This is a genomic window from Alteromonas sp. a30, from assembly GCF_026788005.1.
Taxonomy (GTDB): domain Bacteria; phylum Pseudomonadota; class Gammaproteobacteria; order Enterobacterales; family Alteromonadaceae; genus Paraneptunicella.
Genome location: NZ_JABEPE010000001.1, coordinates 476213 through 491304, shown reverse-complemented (window position 1 = coordinate 491304; position 15092 = coordinate 476213). Strand labels below are relative to the sequence as shown.

Below are 15092 nucleotides of genomic sequence, written 5' to 3'. Positions count from 1 at the left end.
ACTATTCTGGAGATTGTATGGGAACTTTTAACTACACCAATGCGCCCAATCAACTGGCTGCGCAGCTCTCTCAAGCGCCGCTTAACTCGGTGCTAGAAGCCGTTACAGGCAGCATTTTAAAAACGCAGGAAAAGCTAAATCAAGAATCGCTTAGCATTGCTCAGCGTATGGCGGGAGCTGAGCCCTCGGATCAGGTATTGTTTGGTCGCCACAAATATTCCCTTCTGGAATTGGGGTTTGTACCGGAGTTTTATCAGTTGGGCGAAACCCAAGTGAACCTAAAAATGGCGCTGCAATTAGCGCACAATAACCAAGGCGTGCAGATATACAGTCAGTTGTTGAACGAGCGTAATTTCCTTTCTGGGCATTTCACTCCTGATGCTGCCAGCGAAATTCGCGCAACGTTAGTGCCAACCAATGCGCCGGGGTTGTTCGAAAAGCGCGTGGCACAAATGCTGGAAGATGTGACCGAGCAAGCCTTCGATGGCATTAAGGCGCAGTTGATTGCCCACACCGCGCAAAACGTAAGCTTAAATGACTTAGCCAAAGCCGGTATTAGCGACGCTCTGCCAGAGAATTTAAGTCGTTATCAAGCGCGGCTTAACCAATTGCACCCAGACGAATTACCACACATTCCAGCACTACAGCAATTAGTCACTCGTACCAACGCCTTTGCGGTGATTGCCGATTATGTTGCCAAGCGTGATTTACGCCCGTTAGTGATGGAAGCCCTGTTTGCCGCAGGCGTGAATGGCGCGGTCGAGCGCAACTTAGCGCATTATCGTGCGCGATTAGCTGAAATGACCAGCGTAAGTGATGATGCCGCGCTACAAACCGCCGTTGAGCAAGCCAATTCCCTAGCACAAATTATCAGCTTCTTACAACTTCGTACTGTGAATGCCATTACCGCTGATTTGCTGACAAGCGCCGGTGTGACGGACTTGGATAATAACAATATGTCTTCCTATTTAAACGCGCTGGGGCAAATTGCATTGGCATCTTTAGATGCGCTAACGCTATCAGGCATTCAGGCGGTAATTGACGCCGCTAACAACAATGTTAACGGATAAGAGGAACGCATTATGCCTGCATCAGATTTTGGGATTGCTACCCTGTTAAACGGCATTGCTGCGGAAGCCACGCAAACACGTTTGCAGCTTTTACGCGCGAATATGCCTTTTCATATGCCCGAGTTGGGCGTGGATTTAAAAGTGGCCCTTACCGCTGGCGCTTTAGGAGCAAGAGTGTCGTTATTGCCAGCTTCCAATAAAAATGCGGTTGCTGCAAGTGCTATTCAAACACGCTTTATTGCACTAGATACACCGTTAAACGTGGCACATCCAAGCGTGGTCAGCCAAGCCTTTTCCGGCAATGAACTAACGGTGAATATTCAACTGTTTTCCGACTCAGGAGAAGCGATTACCGAAGCTTCGGGTGTGGCTCAGTTTCCGGTCATTGAAGCCAATATCGATCGCACTTTAGCGGCCTATGTTAACGACCGACCTCTTGGCACTGAGGAAAACCCCAATGCAACCTACATTCATCAGCCGCGTTTATCGGCTAATGCCCAAGGTGTGTATTCATTGAAAATGCAGGTGGCCCTTGTCGATCAGCAAGCCCGTATTCCACTGGTGATTGATGTGTGTGGGCGTCGTCAGAGCTTATTAATTAACACCTAACGTCTACCAGCTTCGCCAATTTGTTTTTTTGCCTCATCACTTTTTGTGGCTGTTAACCGTCATTGCTTTAACGGCCCTTAATTTAGCTTTTGGAAATTCACTATGACTGAACTCATGCTCGGATCGATTCTCGATCTCGGGAAGAATGCTTTTATTTCGTCAAACGCCGATAGCGCGGTGGGCGAAAATCGAGATTTTACGCTGTCTTGCTGGATACATATCAACGCCATCGACGAGCAGGCGAATATCATCAGCAAGCAAAGTGATAATCAGCTTATTTATGCGCTACGTTTGTATCGCGACAATAACCAGAATCACTTAGCGTTGAATGTTGGGGCTTCTTCTCAAACGTTAACTTTAAGCGCGCCTATTGCGAACCTGTTTAGTCAGTGGGTGCATGTGGCGTTTACCATTGAAAACAGTGCAAATGCTCAGGTGTGTTTGTTTGTAAACGGTGAGTGTTTAGCACAAGATTCGCTTCAGGCTCACTGGCAAGATAACACCGCAGCGCTGCAAATTGGACGCGGGTTAAACGGGCATATTTTTGATGTGCGCCGCTGGCAACAATGTTTAAACCCAGAGCAAATTCAGGCGTGGTCTACGCAATGGATGACGGGCACAGAAACCGATTTACATTCGTGGCTGCCGCTTACTCAAAGCGTTGGGCTCAATGAAGCGACCTATCACGCGGGTGAATCGGACAATTCTGGCGCCGTTTCCGGCACATTAGAAGGTACCCTCATTGAGTGGCAGAACGAAGATTTGCCCGTGGTAATTCCTAATATCAGCGTGTTGCATTTAGACCAGCAAGAAGCGCACTTTTCCGTACCTAACGTGGAAAACTTCCCCCAAAACCGTTTCACCCTTGAGTTTTGGTATCGCTCTTATCATGCCACTTCTCAATCTGTGGTGATGGAATACGTGGGCAATGATGCACAGCGTACCCTTGGGGTTAAGGTGTCGAATCCTCTGGCGCTTACTTTGGATATTGCTGGTGCGCAGTTGCAAACCGATGTGAATTTGGTCACAGGTCGCTGGACACATGTCGCCATTACGTGGAATAAACGCGATGGCAAAACCCGTATTTTCATTAATGGCGAGGCGCAAGGGAGCCAAGTTCGAATAGCGCCAGCCTACGATTTGCCAACATCAGGATCGTTATTTGTTGGCGCTGATCACACCTTAAAGGCACCTGCTTTTGCAGCCTATTTGAGTGATTTTCGCCTGTGGAAAACCGGACGTTCACATCACGAAATTAACAACAATCGTTTGTTCCGTTTAGAAGGCGACGAATACCCGCTGTTTATGTATTACCCGCTTTCACAACAAGAAGGCAACCACTTGGACTCGCGTGTGCAGGCGCATTTTGATGACGCTCCCGCTTGGCAAGCCAAATTGGTAGGTGGGCGTTGGGAGCAAGCCCACTTAGTAATTCAACCTTCGGCTGCCGAGCAGCTTCGAACACTTCGCGCCAGAGCAGCACTGTATCAACCGCCGGTTGAGGATGAAGATGAGCCAAGCAAAGGTGAACCGGTTGCTAATATTGGATTAGCTTTTGAAACCAAAGACTTAATTAACGACTTTGCCGAGCAATTGGCACAAGTGCAAAGCGAAGGCTTTGTGCTCAACGATGTCAAATTGGAAGCGTCTGTGCTCTTAAGCACAGAAAGCAACAAGGTGATTATTCCGTATTTATCAACGCTTGAGCACCTTGACCCCAAACACTACAGCAAAATTGAACTGAACTTTTCACCAACACCAAGGCAAGCGGACGGGCAAATTGACAGTTTTGTCGCGCCCAATTTAGTTGGCAACACCCAAACCTTTGCAGAAACCCAATTAGTGAATGCCGGTATTGCTTTTGAAACCTTGCATCAAGCGGTGAGTGATGCTGCACAACAGGGCGTGGTGATTCAGCAACAACCGAACCCCGGTGCTGAATTAGCCCCTTCCAAACCTCTGATTCTTATCATTGGAACTTCTTATAACGTTTAACACTTCTGGACGCATTATGAATAAAGAGCCAAATATTGAAGCCATTGAGGCTTCTGGGGATTTGATGCCCGAGGACGTGACCTATCGATTGCAAACCTATCGCTATCACACCGACGATATTCAGCAACTTGCAGACGACCTTTACCTTGATATGGAAGAACGGCTCGCGAAAAAAGCCGAGCTTGCGGGTAGTGAGAATCAAGATTTTTCCAGCAAACACCTGCATGTAACGGGTAATGCCGAGTTTCTGGAAAACGTGACAGTTGCCAAAGATCAAAGCGTAGCTGGTACACAGCAGGTTACTGGCGATGCTGAATTTTTAGCGAATATGACAGTCGCCAAAGACCACAGCGTTGCGGGAAACCAAGCGGTTTCGGGCAGCCAAGAAATTGGTGGTTCTCAAAACGTTTCAGGCGCTCAAAATGTAGCGGGAGACCAAACATTATCGGGAAATCAAACCGTAGCTGGTACACAGCAGGTCACTGGCGATGCTGAGTTCTTAGCGAATATGACAGTCGCCAAAGACCAAAGTGTTGCCGGAGACCAAACATTATCGGGAAATCAAAGCACAGGTGGCAATCAAGAGATTGCTGGAAGTCAAACTATCGGCGGCGATAGCAGTGTTTCTGGCTCGGCGCATATAGTAGGTGATGCCAACATCACAGGCAACACCACTATTTCAGGCGTGTTGCGATTGCATAACGATTTAATTATTGATGGTGAAACCTTTGCTAAAGACGTTGAGCATCTGCAAGGGGATGTGGAGCTTGGCAATGACGACAACGATCGCATTAGCATTGCCGGTGTTATGCGTAGCACGCACTCATCCGAAAACCTGATTTACGCCAGCAAAGGAGTGTTTCAACAAGATTTGGATGTGCTGGGTAAACAGCAAGTCACTGGTGATGCTGAGTTCTTAGCGAATATGACAGTTGCTAAAGATCACAGCATTGCGGGAAACCAAGCGGTAATGGGCAATCAAAGCGTAGCTGGTACACAAAAAGTCACTGGCGATGCTGAGTTCCTGTCGAATATGACAGTCGCCAAAGATCAAAGTGTTGCGGGAAACCAAGCGGTAACGGGAAATCAGTCGGTATCAGGTCGACAAGATGTTACCGGAGATCAAGCGGTTTCGGGCAGCCAAGAAATTGGTGGTTCTCAAAACGTTTCAGGCGCTCAAAATGTAGCGGGAGACCAAACATTATCGGGAAACCAAAACACAGTTGGCAATCAAAGCGTAGCTGGTACACAACAGGTTACTGGCGATGCTGAATTTTTAGCGAACGTGACAGTTGTCAAAGATCACAGCGTTGCGGGAAGCCAAGCGGTTGCAGGCAATCAAAGCGTAGCTGGTACACAGCAAGTCACTGGCGATGCTGAGTTCTTGGCGAACGTGACAGTCGCCAAAGACCACAGCGTTGCGGGAAATCAGTCGGTAACGGGAAACCAAAACACAGTTGGCAATCAAAGCGTAGCTGGCACACAACAAGTCACTGGCGATGCTGAGTTCCTGTCGAATATGACAGTCGCCAAAGATCAAAGTGTTGCGGGGAGCCAATCGGTTGCAGGCAATCAAAGCGTAGCTGGTACACAACAAGTCGCGGGCGATGCTGAATTCTTAGCGAATATAACAGTTGCTAAAGACCAAAGCGTTGCGGGAGACCAAGCGGTTGCAGGCAATCAATCAGTAACGGGCAATCAAACCGTAGCTGGTACACAACAAGTCGCGGGCGATGCTGAATTCTTAGCGAATATAACAGTTGCTAAAGACCAAAGCGTTGCGGGAGACCAAGCGGTTGCAGGCAATCAATCATTAACGGGCAATCAAACCGTAGCTGGTACACAGCAGGTCACTGGCGATGCTGAGTTCTTAGCGAATATGACAGTTGCCAAAGATCAAAGTGTTGCGGGAAATCAGTCGGTAACGGGAAACCAAAACACAGTTGGTAATCAAGAGATTGCTGGAAGTCAAACTATCGGCGGCGATAGCAGTGTTTCTGGCTCGGCGCACATAGCAGGTGATGCCAACATCACAGGCAACACCACTATTTCAGGCGTGTTGCGATTGCATAACGATTTAATTATTGATGGCGAAACCTTTGCTAAAGATGTTGAGCATCTGCAAGGGGATGTGGAGCTTGGCAATGACGACAACGATCGCATTAGCATTGCCGGTGTTATGCGCAGCACGCACTCATCCGAAAACCTGATTTACGCCAGCAAAGGAGTGTATCAACAAGATTTGGATGTGTTGGGTAAACAGCAAGTTACTGGCGATGCTGAGTTCTTAGCGAACGTGACAGTTGCCAAAGATCAAAGTGTTGCGGGAAATCAGTCGGTAACGGGAAACCTGTCGGTATCAGGTCGACAAGATGTCACTGGAGATCAAGCGGTTTCGGGCAGCCAAGAAATTGGTGGCTCTCAAAACGTTTCAGGCGCTCAAAATGTAGTGGGAGACCAAACATTATCGGGAAACCAAAACACAGGTGGCAACCAAAGCGTAGCTGGTACACAGCAAGTCTCTGGCGATGCCGTGTTTTCTGGTGATGTGGTTATCCACGGTAAATTGCTTGCTAATAACTTCCCAAATCATAACGACGTGTACATGCTCGATGAGCCAGTTTATCGCATTTACGAGTTTAAACATCGAGATGAGGTAGAGAATATCAACTTTGGTATTGACCTAACCGATGTGAAGGCGGTGGTGTGCGAGGTAAGTTATCGTTCAAGTTATCATTCGGCAGATGTCATTAGAATTGGAAAGCGACTAGAGGGGGATTATCCGCTGAGTCTATCCCCGTACCAATGGCGGTACACGGACGATTGGTTTCACACCGGTTCTCACATTATTTCGTTGCTAGGCGAGGGCGATTTAAAAGCGGGTTGGAACGTGAATAACAAGTCATATGTGAAGCTTAAACTAACTGGCTTAGTGCTAGGTAAGACGCTGGATTCTTAGGAGATTGGGATGTATTTAAGATTTAATGAAGATGGGACTTTAGCTGAGGCGAGTCCGGTTGTGTACGCTCAAGATGACTACACATGGTACGACGCGCCTGAAAATTACACCACAAATGACATTTATGTTTTGCAAGATGGTCAGGTTCGCGCGGCAAATGCAGAGGAGCAAAAATCGGTACTTCTTACCCAAAAGAAACGGCTAGTGTTAAAGCAGCTTGCCTTGATGATTGATGAAAAGCGCATGCAATCTGTCGACTTTTATCCCGGCAAAGAAAGGGAGTATGCCTACAAAACGAATTTGATTGCTTCTGCTACAACGGATTGTGCTACCGAAGGCTCTTTTGGATATGCGTTGTTGTCTCAGGAGGCTCAGGCGCGAGGGGTATCTGTTGATGACTTAACGCGCATGATTAAGGAAAAGTCATTTGAGGCTCATGAACGCCTTGGCAAATTGGCTGGTTTTCATGTGGCAGCGAAGGAAAAAGTAGAGCAGGCAACCTCTATTCTGGCACTTGAAGCGGTTTATCAAACGTTACTTGCGGAACTTTCTGACATCAAGTAACCATTAATTAAAAAGGCCATGACGAACAAGTTTAGTTTGGAAGCCATTGCATCCAGAACTCTAATTCGTCTTCGCCATATTGAGAAAAGCCCAAGTTTTCGTATAAGCCTTTGGCGCGGTTGGTTTTTAATACCGTAAGCCGCAACGGTTTTTGCGAAGCTTGGGCTTTTTGTTTGAGTATGTCGATGACCGCTGCGCCGATGCCGCGATTTTGAAACTCAGGATACACTTGAATTTGAAATAGCTTTATTTGAACATCGTTTTCTAAAAATTGCGCACCGCCAACCGTTTGCACTGAACCATTGAACTCGGTTTGAATGAGATGTTGATAAGCGTAGTTAATCTCTAAACGACGCAAGTGTTCCTTATCATCAATAAACACACCTGAGCTTTGCAGGTGTTCCGTCATCGTCAGCTTGCGTAGTGCAAGTAATGCGGCCTTGTGGGATTCGTCAGCAGGAACAAGCTTAATTTGCATTACGTTGTTTTTCCATTTCCTTGGCTAAGCGCGGTGAATTCGCGTTTTTAAGCTCGGCAATAACGCGAGTTTGGTCGGTTTCGCTTTTGTTTTGACTCAATTTGAATTTGCATTGTATTTCGGTTATTTCAATATCGAGACCGACTATGGCTTTGAGCATTTTTTCGTTGTATTTCCCATCCCATTTTTCACTTTCTGACACCTGTCTTCCTGCCTCATACTTCTGGCTTAATGTGCCTACCATTTTAGCTAAACGCTGTTCATCTGTTATAACCGTTGCTTTGCCATAGAGGTGCAGCATTTGGTAGTTCCACGTTGGTACGCCCTTATTTTCATACCATGTAGGGGAAATATAGTCGTGTGCGCCTTGTATCGTTATTAATATCTCTTGCTCAGTAATGCTTTTCCATTGAGGGTTAGCTTTTGCAAGATGACATTCTAGATGTTGTGTATTTTCAAGGTAGTAGAAGGGAAGTGGGGTGGCGAAAGGGCGCCCATCTATAATAGAAACAAGCAGCCCAAAACTATTGTATTTTAGGAAGTCGGCGATAGTCGCATTATCTTCCACTGAAAAAGGTGCAGGTATAAACATTGTGCCATTTCACCATCAATACGTTGTGCCATTCTGACTATAGAAACTGGTTAAGCTGCCTTTCGGTAAATAGCTTCAGCATGCCACTAATAATGAATAACTGTGCAATGTAATACGTCAACATCACCCAATGGCCTTGGTTCGGCACGGGGGTGAGAAACATCCCCCACGCAATCAGGGTATCGGAAATGATAAAAATGAGTGCGCCCCATATTTGTAGGCTGGTTTTTCGCCAACTTAAAATGGCGAAGACGCCCATAAGCGCAATCACAGTCATGTAGCTGGCAACGGGGATTAACATATCGCCCGTTTTAGGGAGAATTTGCAGTGCAAGCATTACAAGACTGGCAAGAACGAGGATAATGAGTAGTATTTTAACGATAAAATTATGTTTGTTGGCAAATTTGAGGAAGCTGCTGATGTAGAACAGGTGTCCGACTAAGAAGGCACCTAAGCCAAAGGTGAAACTGTCGGTAAAGCTAAGGTTAAGGAGTACATCACCAAGGCCGCAAAAACCGATGCCAAGTAACACCAGCGTGCGTAATTTCCCGCTTAGTTGTGAGTATGCTGCGAAGAACAAAATGCAGATTGGAATCACTTTGAGCAAAGCGTCGAAAGGAAACGAACGATAGGGCAATAATAGAAGATAGACCAGCCCTGTTAATATAAATAATAAGTTAAACCGCTTCCCGAGTAACACTGCTCACCTCTTCGCGTGAAAATAAGTAACGCAGAATAATGCATGTAAAAGCCAATTGGCGCAAGCAGGGCGCGGAATTAGCCAAGAATTGATGTAAAACGCCACACTCTCGTGTTGGATTGTTGAGCGTTTTGGGTGCCGCCCCAACTTAAGCAAGCATGATCTTTTTTAGGGCGACAGTGAAAATGCATTATTTTTTAACCCAAATGGCGATTCCTTCAAGAGTTTCATGGGTTAGGGGCAAGCCTTCCCCGTCACCTGTTTCATCAGCATCCATATTACCTGCGCCGGTACTCACAAAACCGGAACGCTGTTGGCCCCGATGCTGAATAAGCAAACCATTGGCACCAAGTGAAGCGGCTTCTTCTTTTAATCTTTCCATCGCTGCTGCGCGTTTGCCTTTCTCGGTAAAGCGCCAAGCGTTGCGGCTCGATGATTTAACTACGGCAATCTTTTCATAGGAAGCGGGGGGCGTACTGTAGACCACTACCATTTGTGGTGAAATCGGCGATTTTTCTTTTCCGAGCAAAACATGGGAACTAGAAGAACAAGCGCTAAGGATAAAGCTGACAATAGCGATTAAAATGAATCTGAAATTAACAACATTAGACATGGGTAAATAAGGCTTATTGGAGGTTTATTGTTGTTTATTATCGACCAATCAATGCCTTTCGTCACTAGCTAGCCGTTGTTAATTGTCTTTTATTTTTCAAGAGTTAGGCATAAAGCTGATGTTACAAAGGGTAGGCAGAAGAGTGATACGGTAAGGTTTACGACAAATCGTTACAGGTGAATTATTCTTAAACACATTTATGAGGTAAACAGGGTGTGAATATGTCAGAATTCGTGGTTTTAGTGTATTAGGAAAGGATGCGTGAACTTGTTTGCTCCTCTGTATATTGGTTGGCGCTATGCCAATAGCAACAAAAGTAATCATTTTATCGCCTTTATTAACTTCTTTTCTGTCTCCGGTATTGCGTTAGGACTTGCGGCTTTAATTGTTGTGGCCTCAGTTATGAACGGTTTTGAAGGTCAACTCAAACAGCGTATTTTAGGGCTTATTCCACATTTTGTCGTGGCACAATCCGTTACTGACTTAAGTTCAGATATTAAACAGCATCCTGATGTTCAGGCTTTTATGCCCTTTGCTGAGGTGGAAGCAGCAGTACAGTCGTATTCGGCATTAAGGCCGGTTGTATTGCAAGGTATTGATAGCAATCGGATTGCGCCTTTGTCTCAGGTTAATGACGGTATGCTGAGTGGCGACTTGTCGCTTTTGCAAGCGGGTGAATATGGCATTGTTATTGGCCGAGCATTGGCGTCTGCATTAAATGTTAATGTTGGCGATCAGGTTCGTATTATGAGTGCTGAAAGCACGCGTTATACCCTAATTGGTCGCATTCCGAGTCAACGAAAATTCCGTATTGTTGGCATATTTGAGATGGGGTCACAAATTGATGACTCCGTTGCTTTAGTGGCAATTCAAGATTTAGCTCGCTTGTTACGTAAGTCAACAGATGAGCTGTCACAAACCCGTTTATTTCTTAACGATCCCTTTCAATATCAAGCGGTAAAGACTGAATTGATGTTGTTGTCAGTAGAGTTTGATGATTGGCGCACTCGACAAGGCCCACTGTTTGATGCGGTGAAAATGGAAAAAAACATGATGAGCCTGATGTTGTTGCTCATTATTGCCGTGGCGGCATTTAATATTGTTTCAGCCTTAGTCATGGTGGTAACGGAAAAGCAGGGCGACATCGCTATATTGCAAACTCAGGGCTTAACGCAGCGGGGAGTGTGGCTAGTGTTTTTAGTTAATGGGCTCAGTAACGGATTAAAAGGCACAGCGCTTGGCAGTGCGTTGGGCTTAACACTGGCGTTTAATATTAATGAATTGTTGTTATTTGTGGGTATTCCCATTCATTTGTATTTGCCTAACGGTGTGCTGCCCGTGTTGATACAGTGGCATCAATTGCTAGGCATGATCTTGTTATCGCTTGTTTTGTGTTTAGTGGCAACGTTATACCCAGCATTTCGTGCTGCAAAAGTGCGTCCAGCTGAGGCGCTTCGTTATGAGTAAAATGAGTAAAAGCCTTGGTCATCTGTGTGTCTTCCCCATTGATTTAAAAGGAAAACTATGAGTTCAGTTTTATTGTCTTGTCATAATTTGACCAAAGTTTATGAAGAAGGTCCTAAGCCGATTACGGTACTCAATAATGTGAGCTTTGATGTAGAAAAAGGCGAGCAAGTAGCGATTTTGGGCAGTTCCGGTTCAGGGAAAAGTACCTTATTGCATTTACTTGGCGCGCTCGATAAACCATCGAATGGGGAAGTGTTATTTGAAGGTGAGGATATTTATACGTTCACTGAAAATCAACAAGCTAACTTTCGCAATCAAAATTTAGGTTTTGTGTATCAACAGCATCATTTATTACCAGAATTTACAGCGATGGAAAATACGGCGATGCCATTGTTAATTGGTGGAATGAAAAAGGTCCAAGCCATGAAGCAAGCAGAGGTATTGTTAGAAAAAGTCGGGTTAGCGGCGCGAGCAGAACATAAGCCTTCGGCGCTTTCTGGCGGGGAAAGACAACGCGTTGCCATTGCCCGAGCTTTAGTGACCAACCCTAAATTGGTGTTGGCAGATGAACCGACGGGGAACTTAGATGACAAGACCGGTGAGGCAATTTATGAATTACTGCTGTCGTTGAAAGAAGCCTTTTCAACCAGCTTTGTTGTTGTTACCCATGATGTGAGGTTGGCGGCAAGGTTAGATAGAACTTTGCATTTAAGTAATGGTAGCTTCGTTCATGAATAGTTTGGTGTGGGAGCTTGCTTTACGCTTCCGTAAAAGCAAAAAACGTAGTGGATTTAATGCTTTTATCGCGTCTTCATCTACCGTGGGAATTGGCCTAGGGTGCTTTGTCTTGATTGTGTTGCTGTCGGTGATGAATGGTTTTGAAAAAGAGTTAAAAGAGCGGTTGTTAGCAACGGTCCCCCATGGTGAATTAACGGCTGTTGCTCCCACTGGACTAGAAGATTGGCAGGAAATTAAGGCTCAGTTTTCGCAGGATCCGCGTGTTACCCATATTCAGCCTTTTATTAAAGCTACCGCGCTGCTGCAAAGAGGCAAAAGAAATAAAGCCGTACATTTAACGGGGATTGATGTTGCAGAGGCTAGCCAGAAAAATGCACTGAAGATTGCCCCAGAAAATGCATGGCAAGCTTTTGAACAAGAGCCTAATGCGCTTTTGTTGGGCAAAAGTGTTTTGCAACATTTGGGCTTAAGCGTGGGAGACAAAGTACAGGTGCTTTTGCCTAAACCAAGCGCGGAGCTAAAGTTGTCTGCGCCTGTGTCTCTATGGTTAACCGTGGTGGGGGAAATTACCATGGGTGGCGACTTAGATAGCTTTCTAGCTTATATGCATATCGATCTTGCCGCTGCAACTTTGGGCGTTACGCAGGGAGCTTCGGGTTTGTCGATGCACTTTGATGATCCCTTTATCGCCAGCAGCAAAACACGTGAATTAGGGTATTTATTACCACAGCATGTATATATTTCAGATTGGACGCGCACCCACGGCTATTTGTATCAGGATATTCAACTGGTGCGCACGGTCGTGTACATTGCCTTGACCTTGGTAATAGCGGTGGCGAGTTTTAATATTGTTTCATCTTTGGTGATGTCGGTGAGAGAAAAACAAACTGAAATTGCCATGTTAAAAACGATGGGGACTACGTCAGGCACTATCGCCAGTGTGTTTGTAGTGCAGGGGATTGTAAACGGTATTTTTGGTACCCTGATTGGCGCTGTTGTTGGGGTTGTTTTTGCTTTAAATTTATCCAATATTGCGGCATTCATCGAGCACTTATTTGGGTTCAAGGTCTTGTCTGGCGATGTGTATTTTATCGACTTTTTACCCTCTCAGTTACATTGGCAGGATGTGTGGTTAACAGTAGGGATCGCCCTTGTCTTAAGTGTGCTTGCTACCTTGTACCCGGCGATTAAAGCCAGTAAGGTGGAACCCGCGAAAGTGCTGGGTCACTAAACTCGATGCTTGTGAAAAGGAAATAACCTGTGACGCCTTACCTTCCTCTTAATCATTTAGATCAACACGGTAGGGTTAAGCCTCATGCTTTGTTGTGGCTGATTATTCTGCTGCTTTTACGCCCTTATTTGGTGTTGGTGCTATCGTTATCTACTTTCGGACAGGATAGCAGTGCCTTACTGGCATTATTCTACCCAAACAACCATGATTTTTATTTAGCGCTTGTTTTAGCATTGCCTGCGTGGTTTGCTGCGTCGATTGTGTCGTTTCGGGAAGGGCTAGCAAAAGCTGGGCATCGCTGGGTGTTTTTCTGGCTTAAGCCAATTATTTTACTTGGATTAACATTGGATGTGGCTTCCCACATTGCCATGGCAGTGCAGCAACACTGGCGTTTTAACTGGTCAACTGCGCTATCTTTTGTTTTTGCGGGGATGGCTGCCAGCTATTGCATGAAAAGCCGATTATTTAGCGCATTTGTAGAAGATTGGTCACAACCTACAGAAGCCGAACAAGATACATCAACTTCTGTAGAAAAAACGGATTAAGAAAGGTGTTATTGTGTGGCGTTGGCTACGGCTTTATCAAAGTATTTTTTCACGCTAATAGTGCTATCGTTAACCAGTCGTTGATAGCAGATACCTGCAAACGCATAGGATTTATCGGCGTATTCTAACACCACGTAAGGCGCATTTTCGTCACTTGCATCATAGGCCCATTCACCACCGACCAATTGACGATACACTTCTCCAATGTAAGCTCCGTAGATATTGCAGAGTGTAAATACGGCTTTATCTTCTAACGCTTGATCCTTATAGCGCCCAATCCAGCTTAATAAAATATCATCTACTTTACTGATACTGTCGGCTGAACCGTCTAGTTCAATGTTGAACTCTTGCTGTGTTGTTTCTATCGCATTTTGAGCGCTATCTAACATTAATTGACTGAGTTCTTCGCGAGTCATCCGCATAGCTTGGTTTACCACCTTTCTTTCGGTTCTAGCTTTTTAGCTCTAACGCATAGCCTATTGTGAAATTTGCCTTTCAGCAAGGATCATTTCGGTTAGCATTTGTGTTCCCGGCCCCATCTGTTCTGAATTGGGATTGACTAAAGATAAAGTCACCCGTTTGAAGCTACTGCCTTTAACGTTAAGCGTCACAAGCTGCTTCATTTCAATATAGCGTTCAACATGATGTTGAGGCAGCCAACAAAAGCCAATGCCTTCCAATAATATATCAACAGCGCTGTGAAATTGACTCACTGTCCAGCGCTGCTCCGCACGCAACCAGCCTCTATCATCATGAGGGTTTTGCCCGGAATCTCGAATAACCACTTGCACATGTTGCTGTAGCTCTTGCGGATCGATAGGAGATGGCAACTGGGTGAGCGGATGCTGTGGGTGGGTAACGGCGACAAAATTCACTTCAATTAAGGGTTCGTGTAAAAAGCCCCTTGGAACTTCATTTGTGATAACAATATCAGCGCTTTTATCTTTAACCGCTTCTTCTGAACCGCTTAATACCGTATCCAGCAATGTAATGCGACTGCCTCTGCATAAGGGTTGAAAATGTTTTAAAATCGGTAGGAGCACCGGTCTAGGGAAGGCTAAGTCAGCGGCAATGATGATTTCAGGCTCCCAACCTTGATTAATATTATTCGCTAATTCTTCTAGTTCTTGTGCGGATTGACTAAGAAGACGACTTCTCCTTAGCATCACTTCCCCTGCTTTGGTTAAAAATGCTTTTCTACCTTTGACTTCCAATAGTTGCACATTTAACTGACCTTGCAATTTGGCGACGGCGTGATTCAAAGAGGATTGGCTCTTATTTAGCGTTTTGGCGGCGTGAGCATAGCCTCCACAATCCACAACGGCTTGTAAAATTCTCCACTGCTCGAGTGTAGTCTTCTGGCGGTACATGTGACTCAATTGTTCGATTTTTTTGAAGTGTTTAGGCTAATGCTAGCGCCAACTTTGCTTTCAAGCAAGATAGAAACCCAATTAAGGGGATAATTTTTGGAATTTGTTTGGCATACAGGTAAATATAACTAGGTTTTAATACTGACCTTAGTGTGAGTGGA

The 15092-nt window shown here is 45.4% G+C and carries 15 protein-coding genes; 9 read left to right on the top strand and 6 right to left on the bottom strand.

All coding sequences use genetic code 11. The features are described from left to right. The first annotated feature begins 17 nt into the window (after nt 1-17). The 5 genes from HJG39_RS02050 (at nt 18) to HJG39_RS02030 (ending at nt 7197) form a co-directional block, all read left to right on the top strand. Nucleotides 18-1070, top strand: coding sequence for a hypothetical protein (locus tag HJG39_RS02050; protein ID WP_268406200.1), 1053 nt, complete (start codon nt 18-20; stop codon nt 1068-1070). A gap of 12 nt (nt 1071-1082) precedes the next feature. After that, nucleotides 1083-1679, top strand: coding sequence for a hypothetical protein (locus tag HJG39_RS02045; protein WP_268406198.1), 597 nt, complete (start codon nt 1083-1085; stop codon nt 1677-1679). 102 nt (nt 1680-1781) lie between these two features. Then, on the top strand, nt 1782-3674 hold the full coding sequence (locus HJG39_RS02040) for a LamG-like jellyroll fold domain-containing protein (protein WP_268406197.1): 1893 nt from the start codon (nt 1782-1784) through the stop codon (nt 3672-3674). A gap of 16 nt (nt 3675-3690) precedes the next feature. After that, nucleotides 3691-6633, top strand: a complete 2943-nt coding sequence (locus HJG39_RS02035) for a hypothetical protein (RefSeq protein WP_268406195.1) — start codon at nt 3691-3693, stop codon at nt 6631-6633. 9 nt (nt 6634-6642) lie between these two features. Beyond that, the gene (locus HJG39_RS02030; RefSeq protein WP_268406193.1) at nt 6643-7197 is read left to right on the top strand and encodes a hypothetical protein; all 555 of its coding nucleotides are present in this window, start codon (nt 6643-6645) and stop codon (nt 7195-7197) included. Between the two features lie 31 nt (nt 7198-7228). Here the strand turns inward: HJG39_RS02030 and HJG39_RS02025 are convergent, their stop codons facing one another. The 4 genes from HJG39_RS02025 to HJG39_RS02010 form a co-directional block, all read right to left on the bottom strand. Further along, nucleotides 7229-7675, bottom strand: a complete 447-nt coding sequence (locus HJG39_RS02025; RefSeq protein ID WP_268406191.1) for a GNAT family N-acetyltransferase — start codon at nt 7673-7675, stop codon at nt 7229-7231. Further along, nucleotides 7665-8267, bottom strand: coding sequence for an FMN-binding negative transcriptional regulator (locus tag HJG39_RS02020; protein ID WP_268406188.1), 603 nt, complete (start codon nt 8265-8267; stop codon nt 7665-7667). Before HJG39_RS02020 ends, HJG39_RS02025 begins: the two co-directional genes overlap by 11 nt. 37 nt (nt 8268-8304) lie before the next feature. Next, entirely contained in the window at nt 8305-8967 is a 663-nt protein-coding gene (locus HJG39_RS02015; RefSeq protein WP_268406185.1) for a lysoplasmalogenase, read from the bottom strand. 190 nt (nt 8968-9157) lie between these two features. Continuing rightward, nucleotides 9158-9580 carry a hypothetical protein gene (locus HJG39_RS02010; protein WP_268406183.1) on the bottom strand — a complete coding sequence of 141 codons (423 nt, stop codon included), beginning with the start codon at nt 9578-9580 and terminating at the stop codon, nt 9158-9160. Between the two features lie 261 nt (nt 9581-9841). Here HJG39_RS02010 and HJG39_RS02005 point away from each other — a divergent pair, with 261 nt between their 5' ends. From HJG39_RS02005 to HJG39_RS01990, 4 genes are read left to right on the top strand one after another with little or no spacing between them, the layout of a single operon-like run. Continuing rightward, nucleotides 9842-11047 carry a lipoprotein-releasing ABC transporter permease subunit gene (locus HJG39_RS02005; RefSeq protein WP_326849234.1) on the top strand — a complete coding sequence of 402 codons (1206 nt, stop codon included), beginning with the start codon at nt 9842-9844 and terminating at the stop codon, nt 11045-11047. Between the two features lie 57 nt (nt 11048-11104). Further along, the gene (gene lolD / locus HJG39_RS02000; RefSeq protein ID WP_268406181.1) at nt 11105-11785 is read left to right on the top strand and encodes a lipoprotein-releasing ABC transporter ATP-binding protein LolD; all 681 of its coding nucleotides are present in this window, start codon (nt 11105-11107) and stop codon (nt 11783-11785) included. Continuing rightward, entirely contained in the window at nt 11778-13016 is a 1239-nt protein-coding gene (locus HJG39_RS01995) for a lipoprotein-releasing ABC transporter permease subunit (RefSeq protein WP_268406178.1), read from the top strand. The genes lolD and HJG39_RS01995 overlap by 8 nt, the downstream gene beginning before the upstream one ends. A 29-nt stretch (nt 13017-13045) precedes the next feature. Then, a complete protein-coding gene (locus HJG39_RS01990; RefSeq protein ID WP_268406177.1) occupies nt 13046-13561 on the top strand; it encodes a DUF2919 family protein in 516 nt (171 codons plus the stop codon). An 8-nt stretch (nt 13562-13569) separates the two neighbouring features. Here HJG39_RS01990 and HJG39_RS01985 read toward each other — a convergent pair whose 3' ends face one another. Continuing rightward, a complete protein-coding gene (locus HJG39_RS01985) occupies nt 13570-13983 on the bottom strand; it encodes a hypothetical protein (RefSeq protein WP_268406175.1) in 414 nt (137 codons plus the stop codon). 54 nt (nt 13984-14037) lie between these two features. Next, nucleotides 14038-14931 (bottom strand): LysR family transcriptional regulator, encoded by an 894-nt coding sequence (locus HJG39_RS01980; protein WP_268406172.1) that lies wholly within the window; start codon nt 14929-14931, stop codon nt 14038-14040. Between the last annotated feature and the right edge of the window lie 161 nt (nt 14932-15092).